Here is a 21119-nt window from a genome sequence, read left to right on the forward strand (position 1 = left end):
CCCAAGAATTAATGCGTCTTATGAATCTCAAAATAATCTACTAGCTCCCCTAACTGATTATAGCTGCTAAATTTAATCTGCTTATGATTGATTTCTAAACCATGAAATAAAGGTGTAAATGCAATTTGCTTATCCATCCAAGTTGCGGGCTCTACCTCGTACATTTTGGGACCTGAAACCGAAACTACATAGGTTGGATGCCCATTCCCAGGTACCTTTGCCCGTCCTCGTGCATATCCATGATCATGACCTTGTAAAACTAAATCCACTTGATACTGCTCTATCAATGGTTTTAACTTTTCCCGAAGCTGATCATTATCTCTATTTTTCTTTGTGGAATACAAAGGATGATGCAGTAATAATACGGTCCATCGTTGCTTATTTTGTTCCAAAACTTGTTTTATCCAATCGAATTGTTCGTTCCTAAAGACATCTTCGTCTATCCACATTTCGGTGTTTAAAACTATAAAGCGTACTCCTTGAACATCCGAAAAATAACAGGTCTCTTCCAATCCTTTAGGACCATTGTTAGGAAGATTAAATTGCTTATTCCAGTGCCTGGTAATTCGATGTTTTCCCTCCAAATCATCTGCATGATCATGATTGCCCGATGCCGGAAGTACAGGAATTTGTGCCCCATGGTAACTCATCGCTTGAAACCATTCCTCCCATTCATGAAGATTATTTCCTCTATTGACAATGTCTCCAGCAAAAAGCATCAATTGAGCATCTGGAACAGTTTTCATAGATTGTCTAACGACCTTCGACCACAAGGATTGCACTTGAGATTGCACATCTCCATAATAAATGAATTTAAGAGGATCCGCTTCGGAAGCCGTTGTTTTAAAAACAAACCATTCCGACCAGTGCTCAGCAGTACCTACTCGATAGGTATAACTCGTCTTTGGTTTTAAATCACTCAGAATTAGCTCATGTTGACAAGTGGAATCTTGATTAAAAACAAACAATTTACTACTTGCCAATTTTTCCGATACGGCTTTAGACCATTTGCTAGAAGGCTCCTCCTCTTTAAACTGAATATGACTTATCGGAAATCGTTTATGTGTTCGCCAATTGAGTGCAGCACTATTCGAAAGATTGCTCGTAACGTTTAAAATAATCTGATCAGGAAAGCCCAATTCAAATCGCCATTGCTGTCCAAATACTGAACTATATTGGATAGTTTGAACGAAAAATAAAAGCCAAAAGCAGCGTTTAATAAATTTCATGATTTCTAGAATAAGTAATAATTGTCAGCCTTTTTTAAGCGTTAAGAATCGATTTTTCTTTTCGCTTAATCCAAAGTTATTGAGTAATTCAAGTGGATTTGTCCAATATATTATCATAATTATCCTGCATATTAACCTCATAACCTTCAAATTATAATAATTTAACAGTATAATAATCAAATAAATACAATAGATCTAAATAAAAGTTATTAAGAAAAAATAAGACGCTAATAGTAGCCAGCAACATTCCTAAAAAAGACTGCCTAACAGGAGCTATAGGAGAAATAAAATGCGTTTAGGAACAAACCTGCGAAAGATAAAAAATCAGGATTGATAGAAACATAGCACAATGTCTTTCGTGCTGGATACACGAAAAACAATAATCGTAAAAATCTTGAAGTCAGTAGTGGAAGTATATGCGATCTATTTAATACTTTTTTAAGGTCAGCTATACCATATGTTCGGAGCTGCTAGGGATTTGCTTCGCAAAATTTCGGACTTGATCCATACTAGATTCGATGGAGATCCGAATGAGATCCGTTGGATATGAAAAAATAGCATAAAAATTCTACCTGTTTTTCATAAAAATATAGGGATGCTATTTTTATAAAAACGATCGCAATTGCTGAATGATTCCGATGCTATTTTTTGATAAAATTAGGGTCACTTAAGGTCTTCAAAAAAGCGATAATATCTTCTTTTTCGAGGGCTGACATTGGAATCCTGTTGTTATTGTTTTTTAGGTAAGGATCAAGATTTTCAGATTCCAATACCCCGGCATCCAGATAATTAAGCAGGTCCATTAGATTGGCAAATTGACCAAAACTACCGTAGGGTGCCGTGTAAGCAACATTTCTTAAGGAAGGAACTCGAAAACTATACTGATCTGACGCTTTACCTGTAACTCGGGCACGACCAGCTTCGGAGCTATGGCTATTGATAGGAAATCCAATCGTTCTAAAACTTTGATCTGTAAATAAAGCACCACGATGACAACTGGCGCATTTCAGCTTAAAAATGGCAAAACCACGTGCTTCCTGAGTGCTGAATTCTACTGGATGTTCCATACGCATCACTGAGTCGTATTTACTGTTGGCTGAAATTAATGAATAAGCATATTGGGCTAAGCTTTTATAGATTCGATCAGGACTAAAATTTCCATCGCCAAAACTGTAGGTCAATAACTGTTTATAAGAATCATCATCCTTTAATTTTTCCATGACCTCTACAATGGAGGAATTCATCTCTTCATGGGTAATAATCGGTACTAAAGCTTGATTTTCCAGTTGAAGGATATTGCCATCCCAGTTGTAAAACTGCAAAAATGCCATATTTTGAATGGGAGGAGTATTGCGTAAACCTACACGATTTTCAATCCCAATGGCTTGTGCTTGTTGATCGGTAAAGGCATGTGCTTGCTGATGACAGCTTGCGCAGGAAATGGTATTGTTGCCACTCAACCGTTTATCATGAAATAGTTTTTCTCCCAATTGCACCCCATATTTCGTTGGAAAATTAGCATAGACTGCTGAATTCATAGCCGGGAATTCCGCGGGTATTGAAAGACTCAATAAGGGATTATCCAGCTTTTCTAGGTCCATATTTCGTTGATCCTTACACGATAGCATAAAGACACACAGTAGGTAAAATAGAATTAAATTTCTCAATATCTGCAGGCTTTAGTTCAACATAAAAAAGCCAATGGACTTTTAAAAAGTCCATTGGCTTTTAGATTCTTAATTTTCGACTTTCGAAATGCTAAACATGCCTGATAAATCAGTTGATCCATTGCCAGCAAGATTATCTACGAATCGTAACATTTGTACGGCGGTATGAATGTTCGGGGTTGCATTGTCCGCATTTCCATTGCCAGTACTTAACGTAATGGTATGCAATTTTCCACTTAGCATTTTATCAAAATCTGCTTGAATGCGAATTACAGGCGCATGCTTACCTACCTGCGCTTGAGTTTCTAACGAAAGTGTAATTTCACGATAAGCGTCTACACCTTGCGTATAGGCTCCCTCCTTACCCGCTACCGTACTGCCCGTATGTATGGATAAGGTTTTATGATCGGTATCGTAAAAGCCTTCAATTTTCGTAAAACGGTAACCTGTCCCCCATTCCCACATCATTTTAGTGTCATTTGCTCCAGCTAAAGCATAAAAGCCAGGAAATTTAACCTGATCCAAAACATTCAATTCTTGTTTTATTCCCAGTCCAAACTTTAACGTTTTGTACGTACCTGCTGGAATATCCTGTAAAACAAAATTTAAGGTTTGAGGCTTCGATTGATCGATAACTGTAGCACCTTTATCCAAATTAAGCATATGGTAAGGATATTCAGATCCATCGGCCCTAACCAATCGAATATTACTGATGACGTATTTTAATTCCGAAAAATGATGTACCTGACCTGAAACCGAAGTGTTCGAACTTGCTATATTGGAATTAGCCTCTCCTAAAACAATCACATTTCCTTTAAACGTATTGTTAAATTGTAAGCTTAAATTATTTGCTGCGGGTACCACATCATCTTTTGCACAGGAGAAAAGGAAAATAATGGAAATGAAAAGGAAAATATAGTTGATGAACGTGTTCATGATGATTTGTATTTTAATATATAATATGTGTTAGGGTTCTGTTTAAAATTTATACGATCGTAGTTAAGATGTAAAATTAGGTGGAGGAATCAGCACCTCTAAACTTGGGGAGGTATAAGGAGGGATTTGCGCTAAAAATACGCCTCTAGCTGGCAGGGTAAAAAACCAAGCAGCAAGTTTTACCATAGCTTCCGTAAAGATCAAATGGATGATTGGACTAAGCATGGTTTGTTCTGCTTGGTTATCATTGGCTTCTGCCAGTTTCTTTTTTAAGAAGCATTCGCCATGACAAGCTAATTCTGCTGCGTCTTTATTTATACAATAGATTTCTTCTAGCTGCTGTTGGTTGATTTTAAATTGCAAAATCATAATCGCTTGCTGAAATCCAATCAGCAAACTCAAAAACATAAGCAAATAAGCAACCGCTTTTCTTAACATATTAAATAGCTAATTTTAAAGAGCTAAATACATTACGTCCCATTCTAGGAATATTACCCCAATCTGCATAAGTCGTATAGAATTTATTAAACAAATTTTCTACTCCTACTTGCAAGCTGAAATGATACTTTTTAAGTTGAAAATGGTAGTCTGTTGACATATTCCAAATTTGAAAAGCAGGGGTTTGGTCTTCCCCGTACATCGGACTAAAATCTCGATGTTTTAAGTCGCCTTGGACGGCAAGTTGCAGCGACCATTGGTTATGCATCAAGTGCAAGGAAGATTGGTAATTTAACGGGCGAATAAAAGGTAGGTTCTCTTTGTTGAAGTCTACTGCTTTCGCATAAGTCATACTTCCCTTCCAATGCAAATGGGTCAAAAGATCGTATTGACCTTCTAAGGAGATATTAAATAGCTGCGCATAGTCTAAAGAATGATAGCCTTTGACCCCAACTGATTGATAATTCATTGGACTGCCCAGATTAAGAATTCGTCCTACAATATAGTCTTGGATATAGAAATAATTTGCCTTTGCTTCCATCGAAAATCGATCGGTTTTATATCCTGCACTGGCTTTCCATTCCAAGGAAGTTTCATTCGCTAAATCTGGATTTCCGACATAGTCATATCGATCGAAACTATTGTATATGTAATAGCCATAGGCTTCAGAAATGGAAGGAGCCCGTTGACCAAATCCCATACCTAGGTTGAAATAATAGTTATTAATTTCCTTTTCAAAACTTACATGTAAAGAAGGCAAGATTCTATTTTTAGATTGGCTAGCATCGGGATAAAAGATCTTATTGAATTCGCTGTATTTGGAATGGTTGTAATTCCATCCTAAAGACCCAGAAAAATTCAATCGACTCAGCTCCGAAAAACTCCATACATTATTCATCGCCAAACTCGAAAATGCCGTAGTCACCCATGGCCAAGTATAGGCAAACATTGTTTTCTGGCTACGATCTTGGGGGTACATGGTCATTTCAGCAATGGAAACATTTTTATACGCATTCCATTGAATTTCAGAGGTCCATTGGTTTTTTACTAAACTTAGTTTCGAAAGAATTCCTTGGGTATTACTCCATCCGGGCATATCCATGTGGACCAAGTTTTCAGGCCTTTTCGTATCGTCCATATAATGTTCTACAGCGTTGAAATACACTTTGGTTTCCCAAGCTTTCCATAAATCATTTTCAAATAACTGCTTGTAAGTTGCCGAAGTAATTAAGGCTCTAGATAACCATAAATCCATAGGCAAGGCTGGATATCCCACATCATTGGCTTGATCAAAAATAGCATCGATCCGAATGGAAGATAGGTCGCTGGTTTTATACGCTAAGCCTAAGGACGTATTAAATTTTTGGTATTGTGAATGCTTAATTTCCTGATTATTTCCATCGCTATAGTTTGCTGATTTTCGAAAGGCGATACTGGCATCTGTTACCCAACGTTGGGTGGAATGTGCGATATTGGCTAAGTTATAATATTGCTGATTATTGAACTCGAAACCCGTTTGATACGAAGCATTCCAAGATTTCTCCATAGCAAAAGGAGTTTTCTTTTTCTGTAGATCAATAGAACCAGCCACGGTTGCTCCATGCATATTTCCCTCTTGACCCGAGCTGATGGCAATTCCCGAGAGGTTATTACTTTCCAAATAAGAGGTTACAGGATCCATTTTATCGGTACATGCGCCAAAAATATGCATGCCATCGATCGTAATCACCGAACGTTCGGAACTCATATTGTTCAATAAAGGCTCCCAAGCGTAAGCACCACGTTTTATAAAACTGATGTTCGCAGAACTGGACAAGTATTCATCAATAGAAATATTCATTTTGATATCGTTCTTCAGCTGCTGATGACCTTTAGCATGAATCTTAACCTCTTGTATTTTAGTAACGGTATCTTTTTTGGCATCGGAATGCTGCGCAAGTGCCGAAGCGGTACATAATAGATACCCTACAACTATTAAAGTAATTCTCATGGTTTAAAATAAAATATCAATGAACAGTTCACTTTTTATTCCAGCCACTCCAGGTGTAAAATCCTTAGGTACTGGTGTTCCTTTAATGATTCTTCCTGCAGAATTTAGCAGGATAAAATTCAAGGTCCAATTTCCAGTCATCGTATAGTTGACGACACCTTCATACCAACCATTCTCCTGTTGTTCAAGATCCCTATTGTTGGGCGATGAATGATTGCCCATGGAAGGTTCCGGCATGCGCGGATCTAACTGTAAGCGATAGGATTGAACTCGGTTATACGTTGAAATAAGCAAAGAACTAACATCAGCATTGGAAATTTCCTGGTCCTTATCCCGTTTATAAATCCCTGCTATTAATCTATTTTCCGCAACATTAGGAGCCCTAGGCGCTATCAAAGCAATCGTATAATCTTCTTGATCTATTCCAGTAAACTGAACAAGATTTAAATTTTTATTGGATTGCGCATCAACTTTAATCCGTTGTTTTAATGGAATAATTTGTTGTCCTACTCGAATTTGAAGCAATAATTCCCAAAATTGATCATCGGTGGATAATTGCGTAAATACGACATAGCCATCATGACTTTTATCTGTGCTATTGAAGGTCAATTCTTTGCTATGCGGTGCAGATTTGAATCGATTTGCTGCCTGGGTTAATACCGGTAACATATGAACAGCATCTGCTTGGATCGGTTGATGGGTTTGGTTCGATTTGATTTTTACACGTATTTCATTATAACCCTGTTGTAATTTTGCCTGGATGGATAAAATCTCAATTTCATAGCCTTCAAGATTCGATTTAAACAGCGTGGAAAACGTTGTTTCTGAAGGAATTTCTTTTGACCTTTCGGCCTCGTAATTCGTTTTTTCTTTAGTACAAGAAAAAGTGATCGTTAAAATACAGCTAAATAAAATAAATATTCTATTCATGTTTCGATAAGGATAGTAAGTAATTTTAGGGAATTTGGAGCGTAAAAATACGCTGCACAAGGTGCTAAGTTTTAACAACAGCTAGGCTAACTGCTGATTGATGTCATGGAATTTTAACACTTAATTTTCTAAGTATCATTGAATCGCCCTAGCGAAATGATTATAAGTTAAAAAATGTCAGTTGTCATCAACCTATAGCGGTCAGGATGTCGAGAAATTAGCGAACTATTAAGCCTGAATTGGAGGACGGAATAAGGCTTGGAGATGCGTATAGGAATACGCCACTAGATTAGGGGTAAAATTCTTCTGCCTGGTCTCTGGAAGTATATGTTGGTATTCAAAATGTAAATAGTCCTTATGCATATACAAAGAACTATATTCATAGATTAGGAGATTTTTTTTAGCGTTTTCTTTTTCTTGCTCACGAACTTTCTTCATCAATTCACACTGTCCATTACAATGCAATTCAGGACGATCTTTATTGATACAGTTTGCGATATAATCCGGTAGGTGCAATTCATAGTCCATCGTCATTAAGCAGCGATAAAAGGATTGCAGCGTTAATGAAATTAAAAGGATATATGTTAAAAATCGCTTCAAAAGAATGTAAACTTGAATCGTATAGTTACAATGTTGCAAATATAATTAAAGAATTGAGGATAAAAATAATTATCGAAAATTAATAGAAAATCTAAAATCCGTAATGGGTCATTACTAAGCTGTTTCTATTTATTTATTATGGCCTGCCGATGTTCCTTTCCCCAATTGGATAAACTTTTTATAATATCTTGTAGCGTCCATCCGTATTCCGTCAATTGGTATTCCACGGTGACAGGTTGGGTATCCAAAACAGTTCTTTTGATCAGCAAATCCATCTCTAACTCTTTTAATTCCTTACTCAACATTTTATTAGATATTCCATCCACATCTTTTAAGATATCGGAGAACCTTCTTTTATTGTAATAACAAATGGAAGAAATAATGGAAATTTTCCATTTCCCACTTAAGACATCCATCGCATCATGGACAGCCATGATTTCTTTCTTATGGTTATTTGTACAATCATTCATACTTAAAAATGTTACCTGGTTACTCTTTTGTTACCGTTACTTTTAGTAACAAAGTAACAAAAATAAATTTGTATGCCGTAGCTTTGTCCCACTAAAAATTTAAAAAACATGGATTTCACGAACAAAAAAGTCATTATCACCGGAGGAACATTAGGCATAGGCTACGCAAGTGCAGAAGCATTTTTAGCTGCAGGCGCACAGGTATGGATAACCGGTAGAACGGCTGATAAATTAGCAGAAGCAGCACGTCAGCTAAATCATAAGAATTTAAACACAATCGTATCTGACACCTCGAATTTAGAAGGTATAGAACATTTAAGAGCAGAAGTAGTGCGACAAGGAATTACCTTGGATGTATTATTCCTCAATGCAGGAATTGCTTCATTTGCGCCTATCGAATTAGCCACAGAAGAACAATTCGACGCACAATTTAACACCAATGTAAAAGGTGCATATTTCACCTTACAGAAATTAATACCATTTCTGAATGAAGGCTCTTCAGTCCTATTTACCTCGTCTACAAATGCGACGGCTCAAGCCATGAATTCCAGCGTTTACTCTGCGACCAAAGCCGCTTTAAATAAAATAGCTCAAATAGCCGCCAACGAATTGGCCGAACGTAAAATTAGGGTCAACCTCATAAGTCCAGGACCAACAGAAACACCGGGCTTAATCAATGCGATTCCTGCAGAAGCGAAAGAATATATTCAATCAGCGACAGCCATGAAACGTTTGGGAAAACCATCTGAAATTGCACATACGGTATTGTTTCTGGCTTCGCAACAAGCGAGTTTCATTACAGGTACTGAATTGATCGTTGATGGAGGGTTGATTTCCAATATGTTGAAATAACAGGTGTATTATAAGCGAAGGGGTCAGTGCGATAAAAACTGACCTCTGTTTTTAATCAAGAAACGAGCTGTCTTGTAAATATTATTTCATTAAATTATTAATAATTTATTAATAATTATAAAACACAGTAATTTTATTAAGCCATTAATTTTGGACAAGGTTTAATAAAATTATGGCTTCACCCATTTCTATAATTGAAACAGACAACGATTTATTTGATCGAGTAAGGCTGCAAGATGATCGCAAGGCTTTCGAAGTGCTCTACCATAGGTATTGGAAAACGCTGATCAATGTGGCAGCTCAACGCATTCCAGCTATAGAAATAGCAGAAGAAATTGTACAGAATGTTTTTGTTGACTTATACAGTAAACGTACGCAAATAGTTATTGAAACCAGTTTGGAAGCATACTTAAAAACAGCCATTAAGTTTCAAGTTTATAAAACATTTCGACATCAGCAGGTAAGAGATCAATATAAAACCAACCTACAAATCAACCTTAGTCAAAAATCAGATGAGCCAGATCTCCTGTTGGAATTCAAACAATTACATGAAGAACTCCATTTGTTGGCTAAAAAATTGCCTGAGAAATGTGGGGAGGTGTTTATATTAAGTCGGATTGAACAATGGTCCAATCAGGATATTTCGATTCAATTGGATATATCTTTAGCGATGGTTCGTAAACATATTACGAAATCCATGAATTTTATGCGGGCAAATTTTATTAAGCATCATATCGATGTCTTGAAAATGATTTTAATATATTGCTTCTTGACCTAAGGCATAATTTTAATCATCATTAAATAAAAAAACTTTTTCCAATTTTTATTCCCACTTCTTCTTCCTGAGGGTACTTGTTAGTATAAGGAAGAAAAAATAATGGATAATCATGATCATTTATTCTTATTAATTGAAAGGTTCGAAAAGGGAATTGCAACAGCCGAGGAACTAGACATCTTAGAAAATTGGTATCGTTCATTTGAACAGCGTGAATTGATCAGCGAAAAATTCAATGCTAAGGATTTTGAACATTTAAAAAACTCCAATTTTCAACGGTTATTAACACAGATAAATCACCTTCAGGAGGTCCAAACTAAGGATCAAAACAACTTCCCCAGAACAATTTGGAGAAAATTGCTCGTTGCAAGTTGTTTCATTATGATGATAAACTTAGGGATTTACTTGTTTTGGAAACAGCATAATTTAAACGAACAATTATCGGTTCAAGCCATTCCAGCATTTCAAGCTGCTAGCAGCAAAGCCATATTAACATTAAGTACAGGAAAGCAAGTCCTGTTAGATCAAACGCTGCAAGAGCCTGCTGTAAACCTAGCACGTGAGCATGCAAATCTAGCTGAAAATGGAGATTTATCCTATGCAAATCAGCAGTCCATGGCTGAAAATCAATATCACATTCTGCAAACCCCTCGAGCAGGAATCTACCATTTAACCTTGGCTGACGGTACGCAAGCATGGTTAAATGCAGCATCTTCTATACGCTACCCAACATCCTTTACAGGCAATATTCGAGAAGTCACCGTGACTGGGGAGGTTTATTTTGAGGTCGCTCATAACCCTTCAAAACCTTTCCAGGTTATTACGGGCCAGCAAAGCATTGAAGTTTTAGGTACACATTTTAATGTGAATAGTTATTCGCCAGATTCAGGCATACAAACGACCTTATTAGAAGGTTCAGTCGCCATTCAACATGCCAATCATCGGGAAATATTAAATCCAGGAGAACAGGCTCTATTTAAAGATCAGCACATTCAAATCAAGGCGGTAAATCTAGAGGAAGTGATGGCTTGGAAGGAAGGATTTTTTGATTTTACAGAGGCGAATCTAGAAGATATGATGGCCGAGTTTTCAAGATGGTATGATCTAGATATACAATACAGTGCTGCAGCAACAAAGGAGACATTTACAGGAAGAATTCCTAGATCCTGGACCTTTTCACAAGTTATTAAAATCATGAAAACATTCAAATCGCTGCATATATCAGTCGAAGGAAGGAGGGTTATGATTAGACCTTAACCAGAATCAACAAAAATAAATCCAATAAAAAGCCAGCAACGCTTGCAACATTACTGGCCAATGCCTGGATACTTTAATGAATTTCGAGATACCATTAAATCATTTACAGACACCACAAATGTATAAAAAATATACGTATGAATGCGATATGAATAAGCCTCATATCCGAAAAATAATGCACATGATGAAGCTTTGTACCTTCATATTAGTCGTAGGGATGTTGCAATTTAGTGCTGCAGCAATAGGGCAAAAAATTAACCTATCAGAACGTAACAGTTCATTAAGCCATGTTATCAAAAAAATAAGTAAACAGACGGGATATGGTTTCATTTTTGAATCCTCCCTCTTAAAACAATCCAAACCCGTTAACATTTACAGTAAGAATGAAGAAATCGAAGTGGTCCTTGCTCGAATCTTTGATCAGCAACCCTTAAATTTTAAGTTAGAAGATCAATCGGTAATATTATCCTTAAAAACAAATAAAGAACCATTGTCTACCGTATCATTCGTCCAACCCCAAGTTTCAAAGCAAAACCAAGTTAACGGAACAATCACAGGCCGAATCATCAATGATCAAAGTAAAGGATTGTATGGAGCGACTGTAAAAATACTACAGACGAACCAAACTACACAAAGTAAAGCGAATGGCTATTATAAATTCGAGGTAACTCCAGGAACCTACACGTTAGAATTTAGTTTTATTTCCCATCAAACAAAACGCATTACCGAAGTACAAGTAAAATCGAATGAAGAAACGAATCTTCCGGTAGTATTGAACGAGGCAACCCAAGGCATTGCGGAGTTGCTCGTTACGGGGAATTACAAAAAAGAGAGTATTGCCGCATTGTATACCCAACAAAAGAATAATGCGAACGTTACGAATGGAATCAGCCGGGAGCAGATGGCTTTATTGCCCGATAAAAATATAGGTGAAGCATTGAAGCGTATTTCTGGCGTTAGCGTTACCGATAATAAGCGAGTGGTAGTAAGGGGTATTGCAGAACGCTATAATGTGGCGATGATGGATGGAGCTACCCTTCCCAGTACCGATGTACAAGTTCGTGATTTTGAATTTGATATTGTTCCAAGTAATTTGATTGACAATGTGATCATCAACAAAACGAGTACCCCAGATATAAGTTTTGGATTTGGTGGTGGATTGGTTCAAATCAATACGCTGGCTATTCCTGAACGCAACTTTACTTCTTTAAATATCGGGACAAAATACATCCAAGGCACTACAGGTAAGGATTTTTTGGGTTACGGAAGAGGAAAATACGATTACCTCGGTTTTGATGATGGTGGCAGGGATCATTTTCCAGATGGGCTATTATCCTTTGACGGGAATAATTACAATCCAGCAAAACCTTATGACCCAGTACCAGAAGGGGTTACAGCAATCACACCAGAAATGATTGCGGAGCAAAATAAGCGAATTGGAGGAATGGAGCGCTTTGGAACCCGTATATATAAGGCTAAACCTAGTCAGAATTACCAATTTAGTTTGGGAAGAATTTACCAATTAAAAAAGAATCAGTTTGGTTTTGTTGGATCGATCAGTTATCGAAATGAACAAAGTGTAGACCAGATTACGGATTTTGCACGTGGAGATTTTGCGCGACCTACAAACAAGGAATTTAATGTTGAAACTGGCAAGGAAATACGTCCAAATGTTGGAAATCAATATAATTTTAACACCAACATGGGCGGTTTGCTTAATTTGGGATGGCAGTCAGCGAACCATAAAATTACGCTCCGAAACTTTTTCAATCGAAGTTTTAATAATCAATTTACTAATATTTTAGGATGGGGTCCTGAAATCAGTAATGATCGCGATGCAGTCATGCGTGAATTCGATCGTCCAAAATTTATTGATATTCTGCAGAACCGCATCAATGGAGAACACCAGTTCAAAAATTTTCAATTCACTTGGAACGTGGCTCGCAATCGGGTTAATAATCAAGAACAAGACGCTATAGAATCCTGGTTGGATGCTGTAAAAACTCTGAATGATAAGTTTTATATTCCAAGACCTTCCGATTTAAACTCTTTAGGAACTCCCCTATTAACACGCTCTCAATACCATTACCAAGAAACTAATCATATTGCTGAGGCTGCTGTCAATTATAGTTTTTCTGCATTCGGACAACATCAACAAATTAAGTCTGGCTATCAATATTTACAACGAAGAGGGGAATATAATTGGATCATATTACCGATAGGTGGTGGAGCAAATTCTTTTGTCCCAATCCAAGAATGGGGCAAGTTTTTAAATTTCGAAAATCCCCTGACGGATTTATTATATTATCCAAATCCAGTCAACTTAAGCGGGTATAAAGGAAGAAATAATAATCAGGCTATATATGGGATGTTGGATACCCGATTTACCTCATGGCTTCGGCTCGTAGGTGGATTAAGAGCAGAATATTATCAATACAGAGAAGATAAAGACGGTTTTAATGATCGGGTTGAGGACCGAAGATCGATTGATTTACAAAATCAGCGCTATGTGGATCCGGTTACAGGAAGAATCATCAGTATGTTGGCTGACCCAGAAAAGGAAGAACAAACCTGGCGATATTTGCCATCGGCAAGTTTAACGATTACGCCGTTTAAAGATTTTAATATTCGGACTGCATATTCCAAATCTGTGGTACGTCCAGCTTTAATTGAAAATTCTAGAATGGTAAGGCAAGATCCAGCATTAGGAGGTGCTTTGCGCAGAAATGAAGGTGTATTATCAACTGTTATTGATCATTTAGATTTTCGTTTAGAATGGTATCCAAAAGTAGATGAAGTCATTTCCATTGGTTTTTTCTATAAATACTTTGACAATCCGATAGAATTCTACCGCCAAACCATGGATACTTCGTATAAAGTATATGTAACTACCAATAATTCTGAATATGCCAAAGTTCGCGGTTGGGAATTTGATATTCGGAAAAACTTAGGTTTCATTGTTCCTAATTGGAGTTTTTTAGAAGATCTATATTTCAGTGGAAATATCACGATACAACATTCCCTTGTTCAATCGGCACAATTTGACGCAAAATCTATGCAGCAGGATATTTATGGCAAAAGCTATTCTTACCGGACTAAAAAATTTCTAGTGGATAAAAGACCTCTTTTTGGACAGGTACCTATCGTATATAATGCGGGTTTACAATATAGTGGGAAACGATTAGGAGCTAATATAGCGCACAATTACATGGGCTATAAGACCTTTATGACGAGTATGGAGCCCTCCATTGTAGAATATGAAAGGCCTCGTCATCAGCTTGATGCCCAATTAAGTTATAAATTTCTTAAAGCTCAAAAATTAGAGGTAAAACTGAATTTAAGCAATTTGCTCAATAGTCCATTTAGATTCTATTCGAACAGCGCAGATACCTATAAAGTATTGGATAAATGGAGAGGATTAGGCGCCTCTCAAATTCCTGAAGAAGAATGGAGCCAGATCTATGAATGGAAATTTGGTTTCAGCCAAAAATATGAGGAAGGATTTTTAGAAACTTCAACCGACGGAAAAACCAAACGTAGAATTGGAGATATAGAAACGTTTAATCGTAAAATAGGTACATCATTTAGCTTAGGCTTAGGCTATTCATTTTAAATTAAAGGTTAACAACGATGAAAAAAAATCAAAAACAGCTTATTTATGCATTCTTATTTAGCTTGATATGCATTTTATCTTGTTCTAAAGAGCATGGTGAATTTGTATTCAAGCGGAGTATGCTCACGGTCTCTATTTCGGGATACAATACCAGTGGAAATTTTTTGGAAGTTAAAATAGACACCATCAAGTCAGAATACCTAATTTCCCCAAATAATCAAATTCTATTTGGCGCAGCATATACTTTTTTAGAGGGGCAAGAAGAAGTCCAAATGACGATATCAGAAAAAGAATCTGGTAAGATCATATTAGAAAAGCAGCTAAAAAAAGGTGCAGAACCGATCAAAATATCTTTTTTATATATGGATGGGAAATTGCTTGATTTTCCAACCATACCTCCAAAAGAAGAAGGAAAAATAAAAATTCAATATATTTATAAACCCACAACAGCAGAATTCAAAGGTCCTGTTGATATTGTATTTGGGCGCTACTATTTTATTCCAAAAGTATTTGAAGAATTTGCTCGGATAAAGAATTTAAACCCGAATGAATTATCTGAACCTATCACATTTGACACCTTTAGTACCACTGGATTAACCTATAACGGACAAGCAACTCCTACGTTTTTTAGAGCCCATCTATATAAGGCCGGTACAAATGAACCAATAACGTCAGGAACCGACTACATTTGGAACGCGCTCAATTCTACAGTTCCAACTCCATCATCAAGCACTGCATCTTCAAAATTTTATATTTTTTCAGATTACATTCAGAATAATACCCTCCGATTTTATAAAAATTTAGAATTATAAGATTATGTACATAAAACATTCAATTTTTAAGCACATACCATTACTCGGTTTACTTTTTTTAATAATTTCTTCCTGCGATAAAGAAAATCTTACAGGAGAAAGGGCTATGCATATTCTTATTAATGGTTATTATGATGGGCCCAACGCAATTCGATTAGCCATAGACACAACGGTATTTGGGATGAATGTGAAAAATGGTTCCTTTATTAGAAACGGAAATTCCAATTTGGGCCACACTTTTGTTTATCCTTACCAAGAGGAAAAGGTAAGATTATTGACTTTAACAGATACCATTACAAACCAAATCCTCTTCAAAAAGGAATTACCTGAGACAGGCCCTATAGGATTATTTAATTTTGTATACTTTGACGGAAAAGAATTGGATTTAGAAATTCCAAAATCCGATCCTTCAAAAAACTTGTTAGGATTTTATATTCATTTTAGCGAAAGTCAGGAACCTTTTGACATTCAATTTTATAGAAAAGATATAGTAACTCAACAAGAATTTAGGGTGACTATAGCCGAAGATCTGGTTCCTGGCAAATGGAATTATATAGACTATGATATCCCAAATGATTTTAAATTGCGAGTTCACTTGCAGAATACGAGAATTCGTTTTGTTAAGGCTAATACCGTTGATCAATGGGCCTTTGATAATAGTCAATCAAAAAGTGAGTTAAGTGCTACTCCTTTGCCCATAGCAGGAGAAAAAGGATTAGTTTTCCCTATATTCTTTGCGCCAAATTCCTCCAATCAAAAACATGCCTACTTGTTTTATTTTCACAATAGGTTGTTATAATATGATGTAACAAAAAGAGGTGCTGTTTGTCAGCACCTCTTTTTAAATTTCTAAATCGAAGCTTAGTTTGGAAAATCTGGCAACTTATTCCACCATTCTAATAAAATCTTCTGGTATTTTTTTACTAAATCAGGCTTTCTAGTAAGCAAATTTATTGTTTCTTCCCGATCTTTGGAGAGGTCATATAATTCTATTCCAGACTGATCTTGGTTCATTAAAAATTTCCAATTTTTATCTCGAATGGCCATCGCTGGACTTTTATTTTTGTTTTTTGGGAGGTTGTATGCCGTAGTATCATTTCTACCATACTCCCAAATCAATGGAAGTTCTCTTTTTGTAGGTTTGCCGTACCATACCTGTTTCATATTTTGCCCATCATGATTTGGTAGCCGTTGGGAAGCGACTTCAGCTATGGAAGCAAAGGTGGGTAAATAATCTAGCGCTGAAATGATCGACACAGAATCTATAGTCCCTGGTTTAATTTTTTCAGGATATCGAACAATAAACGGTAAGCGTATTCCACCTTCATATAAAGATAGTTTACTCCCCCTAAAACCAGCCGATCGATCTTGTCTAAAATTGGGCATTGGGCCATTATCACTAGTAAATATAACTATGGTATTTTCATCCATACCAAGTTCTTTTAAGCCTTGGATTAATCTTCCAATTTGTACATCAAATTGTTGAAGGACCGCTTGAAAACTTTTTTCATCTTGTGGTTTCCCTGGATATCGCCCTACTTCATCATCACCAGCAACCCAAGGTGTATGGACATCATCAGTCCATAAATTTATATAGCAAGGTTTGTCTGGATTCTTTTTAAGGAATGCTAGGGTTTTGTCAACGAAATATGCTGTTCTATTCCAGCGTTTAATACTATCTTGATCACTCCAAATCCAATTGGTTTTCGTCAGTAAGGGATCTGGATCAGGACTTTCATAAGTACTTGCCCATTCATCAAAACCATATTGGTCAAAGTTGGGCGCGTTTAGTACATCTCTGCCACCACCCATATGCCATTTACCAAAATGTGCTGTAGCATAACCTTTAGATTTTAAAAGATCTGCGATGGTAGTCAGTTCAGGATTAAGAAAATCTACTTGCTTCTTCTTTTTATTTTCTGCTTTGGTATTTAGAAAAGTTGTGAAATGCAATTTTGCAGGTTGAATTCCAGTAAGGATTCCAGCTCTTGATGGTGAGCATATTGGTGAAGCACTGTAATAATTGGTAAATCGAATACCTTCTCGGGCTAATTGATCAATATGGGGTGTAGCATATTTACCATGATATGCGCTAATATCTCCCAATCCCAAATCATCAGAAAGGATTAAAATAATATTCGGTTTTTTATTCGAATCATGCTTATTGGATTTCCCTGTTTGGGCAAAGCCAATGGAGGTGATAAGAGCCGTTATTAGGACTAAATTGCCTATAGCTTTGGAGCAATTACTGCAGAATTTATTTTGATTCATTTTTTACTTTTTCATAATTATAAAACCACTTCACTTGGCGATTCCAAGGTTCCGCTTTTATTTTAGCAAACCAAGCCGTGTATAAAGAAGTGAGTTCAGCTACCTTTTCTGGGAATTGTGCGTTTACATTATGTAACTCGGTCCGGTCATTTGCAAGATTATATAATTGCCAATCTTCTGTATGCTCCGCTACGAGTTTCCAATCGCCTTGTATGATAGCTTTATTACCTTCATGCTCCCAATAAATCGGTTCTTTTCTCTTCACTTTTTTTCCTGCTAATGCAGGTAATAAACTAACGCCCACATATGGAGTAATTGAATTTCCTTGAAATTGTTTTGGATATTTCACATTAGCTAAGTCAACTAAAGTTGCCATGATGTCCGTGATATGGGCAGATTGTCGCTGAATAGTACCTTTCAACTTGCTGTGGATTCCGTTTGGCCAGGATATAATGCCAGGTGTAGCAATGCCTCCTTCATGGGTGTGATGCTTATAGGCCCAAAAAGGTGTACAGTTCACTTCAGCCCAACCTTGTCCTAAAAATATATCGGATTTTGAGTCGCCGGGATTTTTCCCGATGTATTTTCCTAAGGCACTGGGTTCAGGATTTCCCCCATTGTCCGAAAGAAACAAAATAAGGGTATTTTCGAAAACTCCCTTCTCTTTTAATCCTTTCACTAAATCTCCCACACTTTGATCAAGCCTTGAAACCACAGCTGCATATATCGCCATTAAATGATCGTATTTATCCTTCTCGACCTCAGATAAGGTATCCCAATCAGGCACAAGAGGATTCATAGGTGGAAGTTTATAATTTGCTGGAAATAAGCCTATATCCAGTTGTTTCTGGTAGCGCGCCTCCCTAAACTTCTTCCAGCCAGCCTTATATTTTCCTCTAAATTTCGCGATGTCTTCTTCAGGGGCTTGCAATGGGAAATGGGGTGCATTATGGGCTAAATACAATAAGAAAGGTTTTTGAGCTTGAATAGCTTCATCAATGAATTTTAATCCAAATTTTGTCCATAAATCGGTAGAATACCAATTTTCTGGTAATTGCTCACTGTTGTTGGCTATGCTGTTGCCATCTAGAAATAATTTCGCATTCGGATGATCACCATAATAAAAACCTCCTGCAGGAGCATTTAATGATCTATCAAATCCTCTTGTGGAAGGAATAATCCCTTTTGCTTGTCCAACATGCCATTTTCCAGTCATTGCTGTGAAATAACCAGCCTGTTTCATCATTTCTCCAATCGTGACATTCTGAGCATTCAAATGTCCGCGGTATGCCGGATGTTCTTCGCCTTTATCCTCCATCATGTGGCCAATTCCTGCTTGATGTGGATATATTCCCGTGAGTAATGCCGCTCTTGAAGGACAACAGCGGGCTGCATTGTAAAAATTACTGAATTTCATGCCTTGTTCCGCTAAGGCATCTATATTTGGTGTGGGGATTTCACCGCCATAACATCCCAGATCGGAAAACCCCAAATCGTCTACTAATATGACAATTACATTGGGTCGATTTTGTGCATATCCAACGGATATCAGGCAACAGAATAGGATAATAATATTGGAAATAAGGATAGGTTTTCTCATCAATGTTTACGTTTATTAAAATGAAAAAGAGCAAGAGCTTCTGGTAAAACATTCCATTAAAGCTCTAAATTTTAGATAAATATAAAACTAATAATTTAAATCTATAAATTTAGTAGACATTATTTGCAAATACACTTTTTGTAATCCAGTAGATTAATGGAAATATTCTTTTAAAATGAAACAAATGAATAATTAAATTATGTAAATTAGTTGTAGAAAGCGTTTTTAAAAAAACAAATTATACCTAAAACCTATGAAACTAACTCCTATTTCAAGTCTATTTTTTTTCGCCTTCATCTTGCTATTAAACAATGAATTAATAGGACAGTCTGAAAAATCGAAAACAAAAAAAATCGACCAAGCCATAAATTATACTTTTACGAAGAAACCAACTTGGTCTGATGAATTCAATTATTCTGGATTGCCTGATTCTACGAAATGGTCCTATGATATTGGATCAAAATGGAATGGTTGGGGAAACAATGAGTTACAATATTATACAAAAGCTGCGGAGAAAAATGCGCATGTAGCTAAAGGAGTTCTTAAAATCACGGCGATTAAAGAGCCTAAAGAAGGCCTAAATTTTACTTCTACGCGCCTAGTGAGTAAATATAAAGGAGATTTTCTCTATGGACGATTTGAAGCGCGAGCAAAAGTTCCAGTTGGTAGGGGTACATGGCCCGCTATTTGGATGTTACCGACAGAATCTGTTTATGGAGGATGGCCCGCATCTGGTGAAATAGATATCCTGGAACATGTAGGTTATGACCAAGATGTTGTGCATATTTCGACACATAGTAAGGCGTACCATCACTCGATCAATACCCAAAAAACAGCTACTAAAAAAATAAAAAATGCGACGAGTAAATTTCATTTATATCGCGTAGACTGGACACCAACTTATATTAAAGGATTTGTAGATAATGTGGAAATTTTTCATTTTGATAATGAAGGAAAAGGATTTGAAAGCTGGCCTTTCGATCAAAAATTTCATTGGTTAATCAACCTTGCTGTGGGAGGTAATTGGGGAGGTCAAAAAGGAATTGACGAATCAGCATTTCCCGCAATATTTGAAGTGGACTATGTTCGAAAATATGATTTAATTGAAAAGTAAATCAGGCTGCCCCTGAGAGGTTTTATGGATTTCTTCAAAGCCAAGTGCTAATTAGTGGAAAAACTTAATTCTACGATTTCGAAGATCTTTAACGGAATTTATTTAAGTTCCACATCCAACTGTCGACCCTCTTCAGCAGCTTTATTGTCTAATTTAGTACCTACAGCGACACCGATTCCTAAACCTATCGGTAATCCGACTCCTAGCAAACCCATGTTATCCGTAAATAATCCTAAAAAAAGGCCGAAAGGAATTCCAAAGACAGCCATACCCAATGCTAACCATAAGGTTCTATAGTATCCAATAGGAACTAGTTTTACATCTTTTTCTAGATCTTTAATAATTTGAGTTTGTGCTGATTTTAATTTTTGCTTGAAATTTTTATTAGGTAACTCAATCAAATTTAATTGATGGAGTTCTTCATTTATTTTATCAACAAGTGTACTTGGAAGATCTCTTGATTTTAGCAGTTTAATTAAATATTGAAATTGAACCCACATCTCCCTTAATTTACTATCATCATTTATTAAATGTTCTTTCGGTAATAAGTCAATTATTTGCATCT

Annotated in this window: 18 protein-coding genes; 7 read left to right on the plus strand and 11 right to left on the minus strand. The window is 36.5% G+C overall.

Features of this window, described 5'->3' with window-relative positions; all coding sequences use genetic code 11:
• Positions 1–8: 8 nt before the first annotated feature.
• From ACFRAE_RS05955 to ACFRAE_RS05990, 8 genes are all read right to left on the minus strand, one after another.
• Positions 9–1229, minus strand: coding sequence for a metallophosphoesterase (locus ACFRAE_RS05955; protein WP_422796214.1), 1221 nt, complete (start codon positions 1227–1229; stop codon positions 9–11).
• Between the two features lie 641 nt (positions 1230–1870).
• The gene (locus tag ACFRAE_RS05960) at positions 1871–2830 is read right to left on the minus strand and encodes a cytochrome-c peroxidase (protein WP_422796215.1); all 960 of its coding nucleotides are present in this window, start codon (positions 2828–2830) and stop codon (positions 1871–1873) included.
• Between the two features lie 135 nt (positions 2831–2965).
• Entirely contained in the window at positions 2966–3832 is an 867-nt protein-coding gene (locus tag ACFRAE_RS05965; RefSeq protein ID WP_422796216.1) for an MbnP family protein, read from the minus strand.
• A gap of 63 nt (positions 3833–3895) precedes the next feature.
• Positions 3896–4270 carry a hypothetical protein gene (locus ACFRAE_RS05970; RefSeq protein ID WP_422796217.1) on the minus strand — a complete coding sequence of 125 codons (375 nt, stop codon included), beginning with the start codon at positions 4268–4270 and terminating at the stop codon, positions 3896–3898.
• A 1-nt stretch (position 4271) separates the two neighbouring features.
• Positions 4272–6260 carry a TonB-dependent receptor gene (locus tag ACFRAE_RS05975; RefSeq protein WP_422796218.1) on the minus strand — a complete coding sequence of 663 codons (1989 nt, stop codon included), beginning with the start codon at positions 6258–6260 and terminating at the stop codon, positions 4272–4274.
• A gap of 3 nt (positions 6261–6263) precedes the next feature.
• The gene (locus ACFRAE_RS05980) at positions 6264–7190 is read right to left on the minus strand and encodes a hypothetical protein (protein WP_422796219.1); all 927 of its coding nucleotides are present in this window, start codon (positions 7188–7190) and stop codon (positions 6264–6266) included.
• A gap of 228 nt (positions 7191–7418) precedes the next feature.
• Complete coding sequence (locus tag ACFRAE_RS05985; protein WP_422796220.1) at positions 7419–7718, minus strand: hypothetical protein; 300 nt, start codon at positions 7716–7718, stop codon at positions 7419–7421.
• Between the two features lie 197 nt (positions 7719–7915).
• Complete coding sequence (locus tag ACFRAE_RS05990; RefSeq protein ID WP_422796221.1) at positions 7916–8260, minus strand: winged helix-turn-helix transcriptional regulator; 345 nt, start codon at positions 8258–8260, stop codon at positions 7916–7918.
• Between the two features lie 108 nt (positions 8261–8368).
• On the opposite strand from ACFRAE_RS05990, the gene ACFRAE_RS05995 reads away from it, so the two are divergent.
• From ACFRAE_RS05995 to ACFRAE_RS06020, 6 genes are all read left to right on the plus strand, one after another.
• On the plus strand, positions 8369–9112 hold the full coding sequence (locus tag ACFRAE_RS05995) for an SDR family oxidoreductase (RefSeq protein ID WP_422796222.1): 744 nt from the start codon (positions 8369–8371) through the stop codon (positions 9110–9112).
• Between the two features lie 172 nt (positions 9113–9284).
• The gene (locus ACFRAE_RS06000; protein WP_422796223.1) at positions 9285–9890 is read left to right on the plus strand and encodes a sigma-70 family RNA polymerase sigma factor; all 606 of its coding nucleotides are present in this window, start codon (positions 9285–9287) and stop codon (positions 9888–9890) included.
• Positions 9891–9989: 99 nt separating this feature from the next.
• Positions 9990–11144, plus strand: coding sequence for a FecR family protein (locus tag ACFRAE_RS06005; RefSeq protein ID WP_422796224.1), 1155 nt, complete (start codon positions 9990–9992; stop codon positions 11142–11144).
• Positions 11145–11325: 181 nt separating this feature from the next.
• The gene (locus tag ACFRAE_RS06010) at positions 11326–14757 is read left to right on the plus strand and encodes a TonB-dependent receptor domain-containing protein (protein WP_422796225.1); all 3432 of its coding nucleotides are present in this window, start codon (positions 11326–11328) and stop codon (positions 14755–14757) included.
• Positions 14758–14774: 17 nt separating this feature from the next.
• The gene (locus ACFRAE_RS06015) at positions 14775–15569 is read left to right on the plus strand and encodes a hypothetical protein (RefSeq protein ID WP_422796226.1); all 795 of its coding nucleotides are present in this window, start codon (positions 14775–14777) and stop codon (positions 15567–15569) included.
• A gap of 106 nt (positions 15570–15675) precedes the next feature.
• Entirely contained in the window at positions 15676–16368 is a 693-nt protein-coding gene (locus ACFRAE_RS06020; protein WP_422796227.1) for a hypothetical protein, read from the plus strand.
• Between the two features lie 62 nt (positions 16369–16430).
• Here the strand turns inward: ACFRAE_RS06020 and ACFRAE_RS06025 are convergent, their stop codons facing one another.
• Both ACFRAE_RS06025 and ACFRAE_RS06030 read right to left on the minus strand, forming a co-directional pair.
• Positions 16431–17840, minus strand: coding sequence for a sulfatase family protein (locus tag ACFRAE_RS06025; RefSeq protein WP_422796228.1), 1410 nt, complete (start codon positions 17838–17840; stop codon positions 16431–16433).
• Positions 17827–19440 carry an arylsulfatase gene (locus ACFRAE_RS06030; RefSeq protein WP_422796229.1) on the minus strand — a complete coding sequence of 538 codons (1614 nt, stop codon included), beginning with the start codon at positions 19438–19440 and terminating at the stop codon, positions 17827–17829. Before ACFRAE_RS06030 ends, ACFRAE_RS06025 begins: the two co-directional genes overlap by 14 nt.
• Before the next feature lie 253 nt (positions 19441–19693).
• Here ACFRAE_RS06030 and ACFRAE_RS06035 point away from each other — a divergent pair, with 253 nt between their 5' ends.
• Positions 19694–20554, plus strand: coding sequence for a glycoside hydrolase family 16 protein (locus ACFRAE_RS06035; protein WP_422796230.1), 861 nt, complete (start codon positions 19694–19696; stop codon positions 20552–20554).
• Positions 20555–20652: 98 nt separating this feature from the next.
• On the opposite strand, the gene ACFRAE_RS06040 is transcribed toward ACFRAE_RS06035, so the two are convergent.
• Positions 20653–21117, minus strand: a complete 465-nt coding sequence (locus tag ACFRAE_RS06040; protein WP_422796231.1) for a hypothetical protein — start codon at positions 21115–21117, stop codon at positions 20653–20655.
• Positions 21118–21119: the final 2 nt, after the last annotated feature.

Origin of the sequence: Sphingobacterium sp. HJSM2_6 (genome assembly GCF_049316305.1) — a bacterium.
In the GTDB taxonomy this organism is placed as follows: domain Bacteria; phylum Bacteroidota; class Bacteroidia; order Sphingobacteriales; family Sphingobacteriaceae; genus Sphingobacterium.

What these genes read in the sequence shown, in the direction of transcription:
- ACFRAE_RS05975 (WP_422796218.1), bottom strand. Translation starts at nt 6,260, where the DNA reads ATGAGAATTACTTTAATAGTTGTAGGGTATCTATTATGTACCGCTTCG.
- ACFRAE_RS05990 (WP_422796221.1), bottom strand. Translation starts at nt 8,260, where the DNA reads ATGAATGATTGTACAAATAACCATAAGAAAGAAATCATGGCTGTCCAT.
- ACFRAE_RS06015 (WP_422796226.1), top strand. Translation starts at nt 14,775, where the DNA reads ATGAAAAAAAATCAAAAACAGCTTATTTATGCATTCTTATTTAGCTTG.
- ACFRAE_RS06010 (WP_422796225.1), top strand. Translation starts at nt 11,326, where the DNA reads ATGATGAAGCTTTGTACCTTCATATTAGTCGTAGGGATGTTGCAATTT.
- ACFRAE_RS05965 (WP_422796216.1), bottom strand. Translation starts at nt 3,832, where the DNA reads ATGAACACGTTCATCAACTATATTTTCCTTTTCATTTCCATTATTTTC.
- ACFRAE_RS05995 (WP_422796222.1), top strand. Translation starts at nt 8,369, where the DNA reads ATGGATTTCACGAACAAAAAAGTCATTATCACCGGAGGAACATTAGGC.
- ACFRAE_RS06035 (WP_422796230.1), top strand. Translation starts at nt 19,694, where the DNA reads ATGAAACTAACTCCTATTTCAAGTCTATTTTTTTTCGCCTTCATCTTG.
- ACFRAE_RS05980 (WP_422796219.1), bottom strand. Translation starts at nt 7,190, where the DNA reads ATGAATAGAATATTTATTTTATTTAGCTGTATTTTAACGATCACTTTT.
- ACFRAE_RS06005 (WP_422796224.1), top strand. Translation starts at nt 9,990, where the DNA reads ATGGATAATCATGATCATTTATTCTTATTAATTGAAAGGTTCGAAAAG.
- ACFRAE_RS05955 (WP_422796214.1), bottom strand. Translation starts at nt 1,229, where the DNA reads ATGAAATTTATTAAACGCTGCTTTTGGCTTTTATTTTTCGTTCAAACT.
- ACFRAE_RS05970 (WP_422796217.1), bottom strand. Translation starts at nt 4,270, where the DNA reads ATGTTAAGAAAAGCGGTTGCTTATTTGCTTATGTTTTTGAGTTTGCTG.
- ACFRAE_RS06040 (WP_422796231.1), bottom strand. Translation starts at nt 21,117, where the DNA reads ATGCAAATAATTGACTTATTACCGAAAGAACATTTAATAAATGATGAT.
- ACFRAE_RS06020 (WP_422796227.1), top strand. Translation starts at nt 15,676, where the DNA reads ATGCATATTCTTATTAATGGTTATTATGATGGGCCCAACGCAATTCGA.
- ACFRAE_RS05960 (WP_422796215.1), bottom strand. Translation starts at nt 2,830, where the DNA reads ATGGACCTAGAAAAGCTGGATAATCCCTTATTGAGTCTTTCAATACCC.
- ACFRAE_RS05985 (WP_422796220.1), bottom strand. Translation starts at nt 7,718, where the DNA reads ATGGACTATGAATTGCACCTACCGGATTATATCGCAAACTGTATCAAT.
- ACFRAE_RS06030 (WP_422796229.1), bottom strand. Translation starts at nt 19,440, where the DNA reads ATGAGAAAACCTATCCTTATTTCCAATATTATTATCCTATTCTGTTGC.
- ACFRAE_RS06000 (WP_422796223.1), top strand. Translation starts at nt 9,285, where the DNA reads ATGGCTTCACCCATTTCTATAATTGAAACAGACAACGATTTATTTGAT.
- ACFRAE_RS06025 (WP_422796228.1), bottom strand. Translation starts at nt 17,840, where the DNA reads ATGAATCAAAATAAATTCTGCAGTAATTGCTCCAAAGCTATAGGCAAT.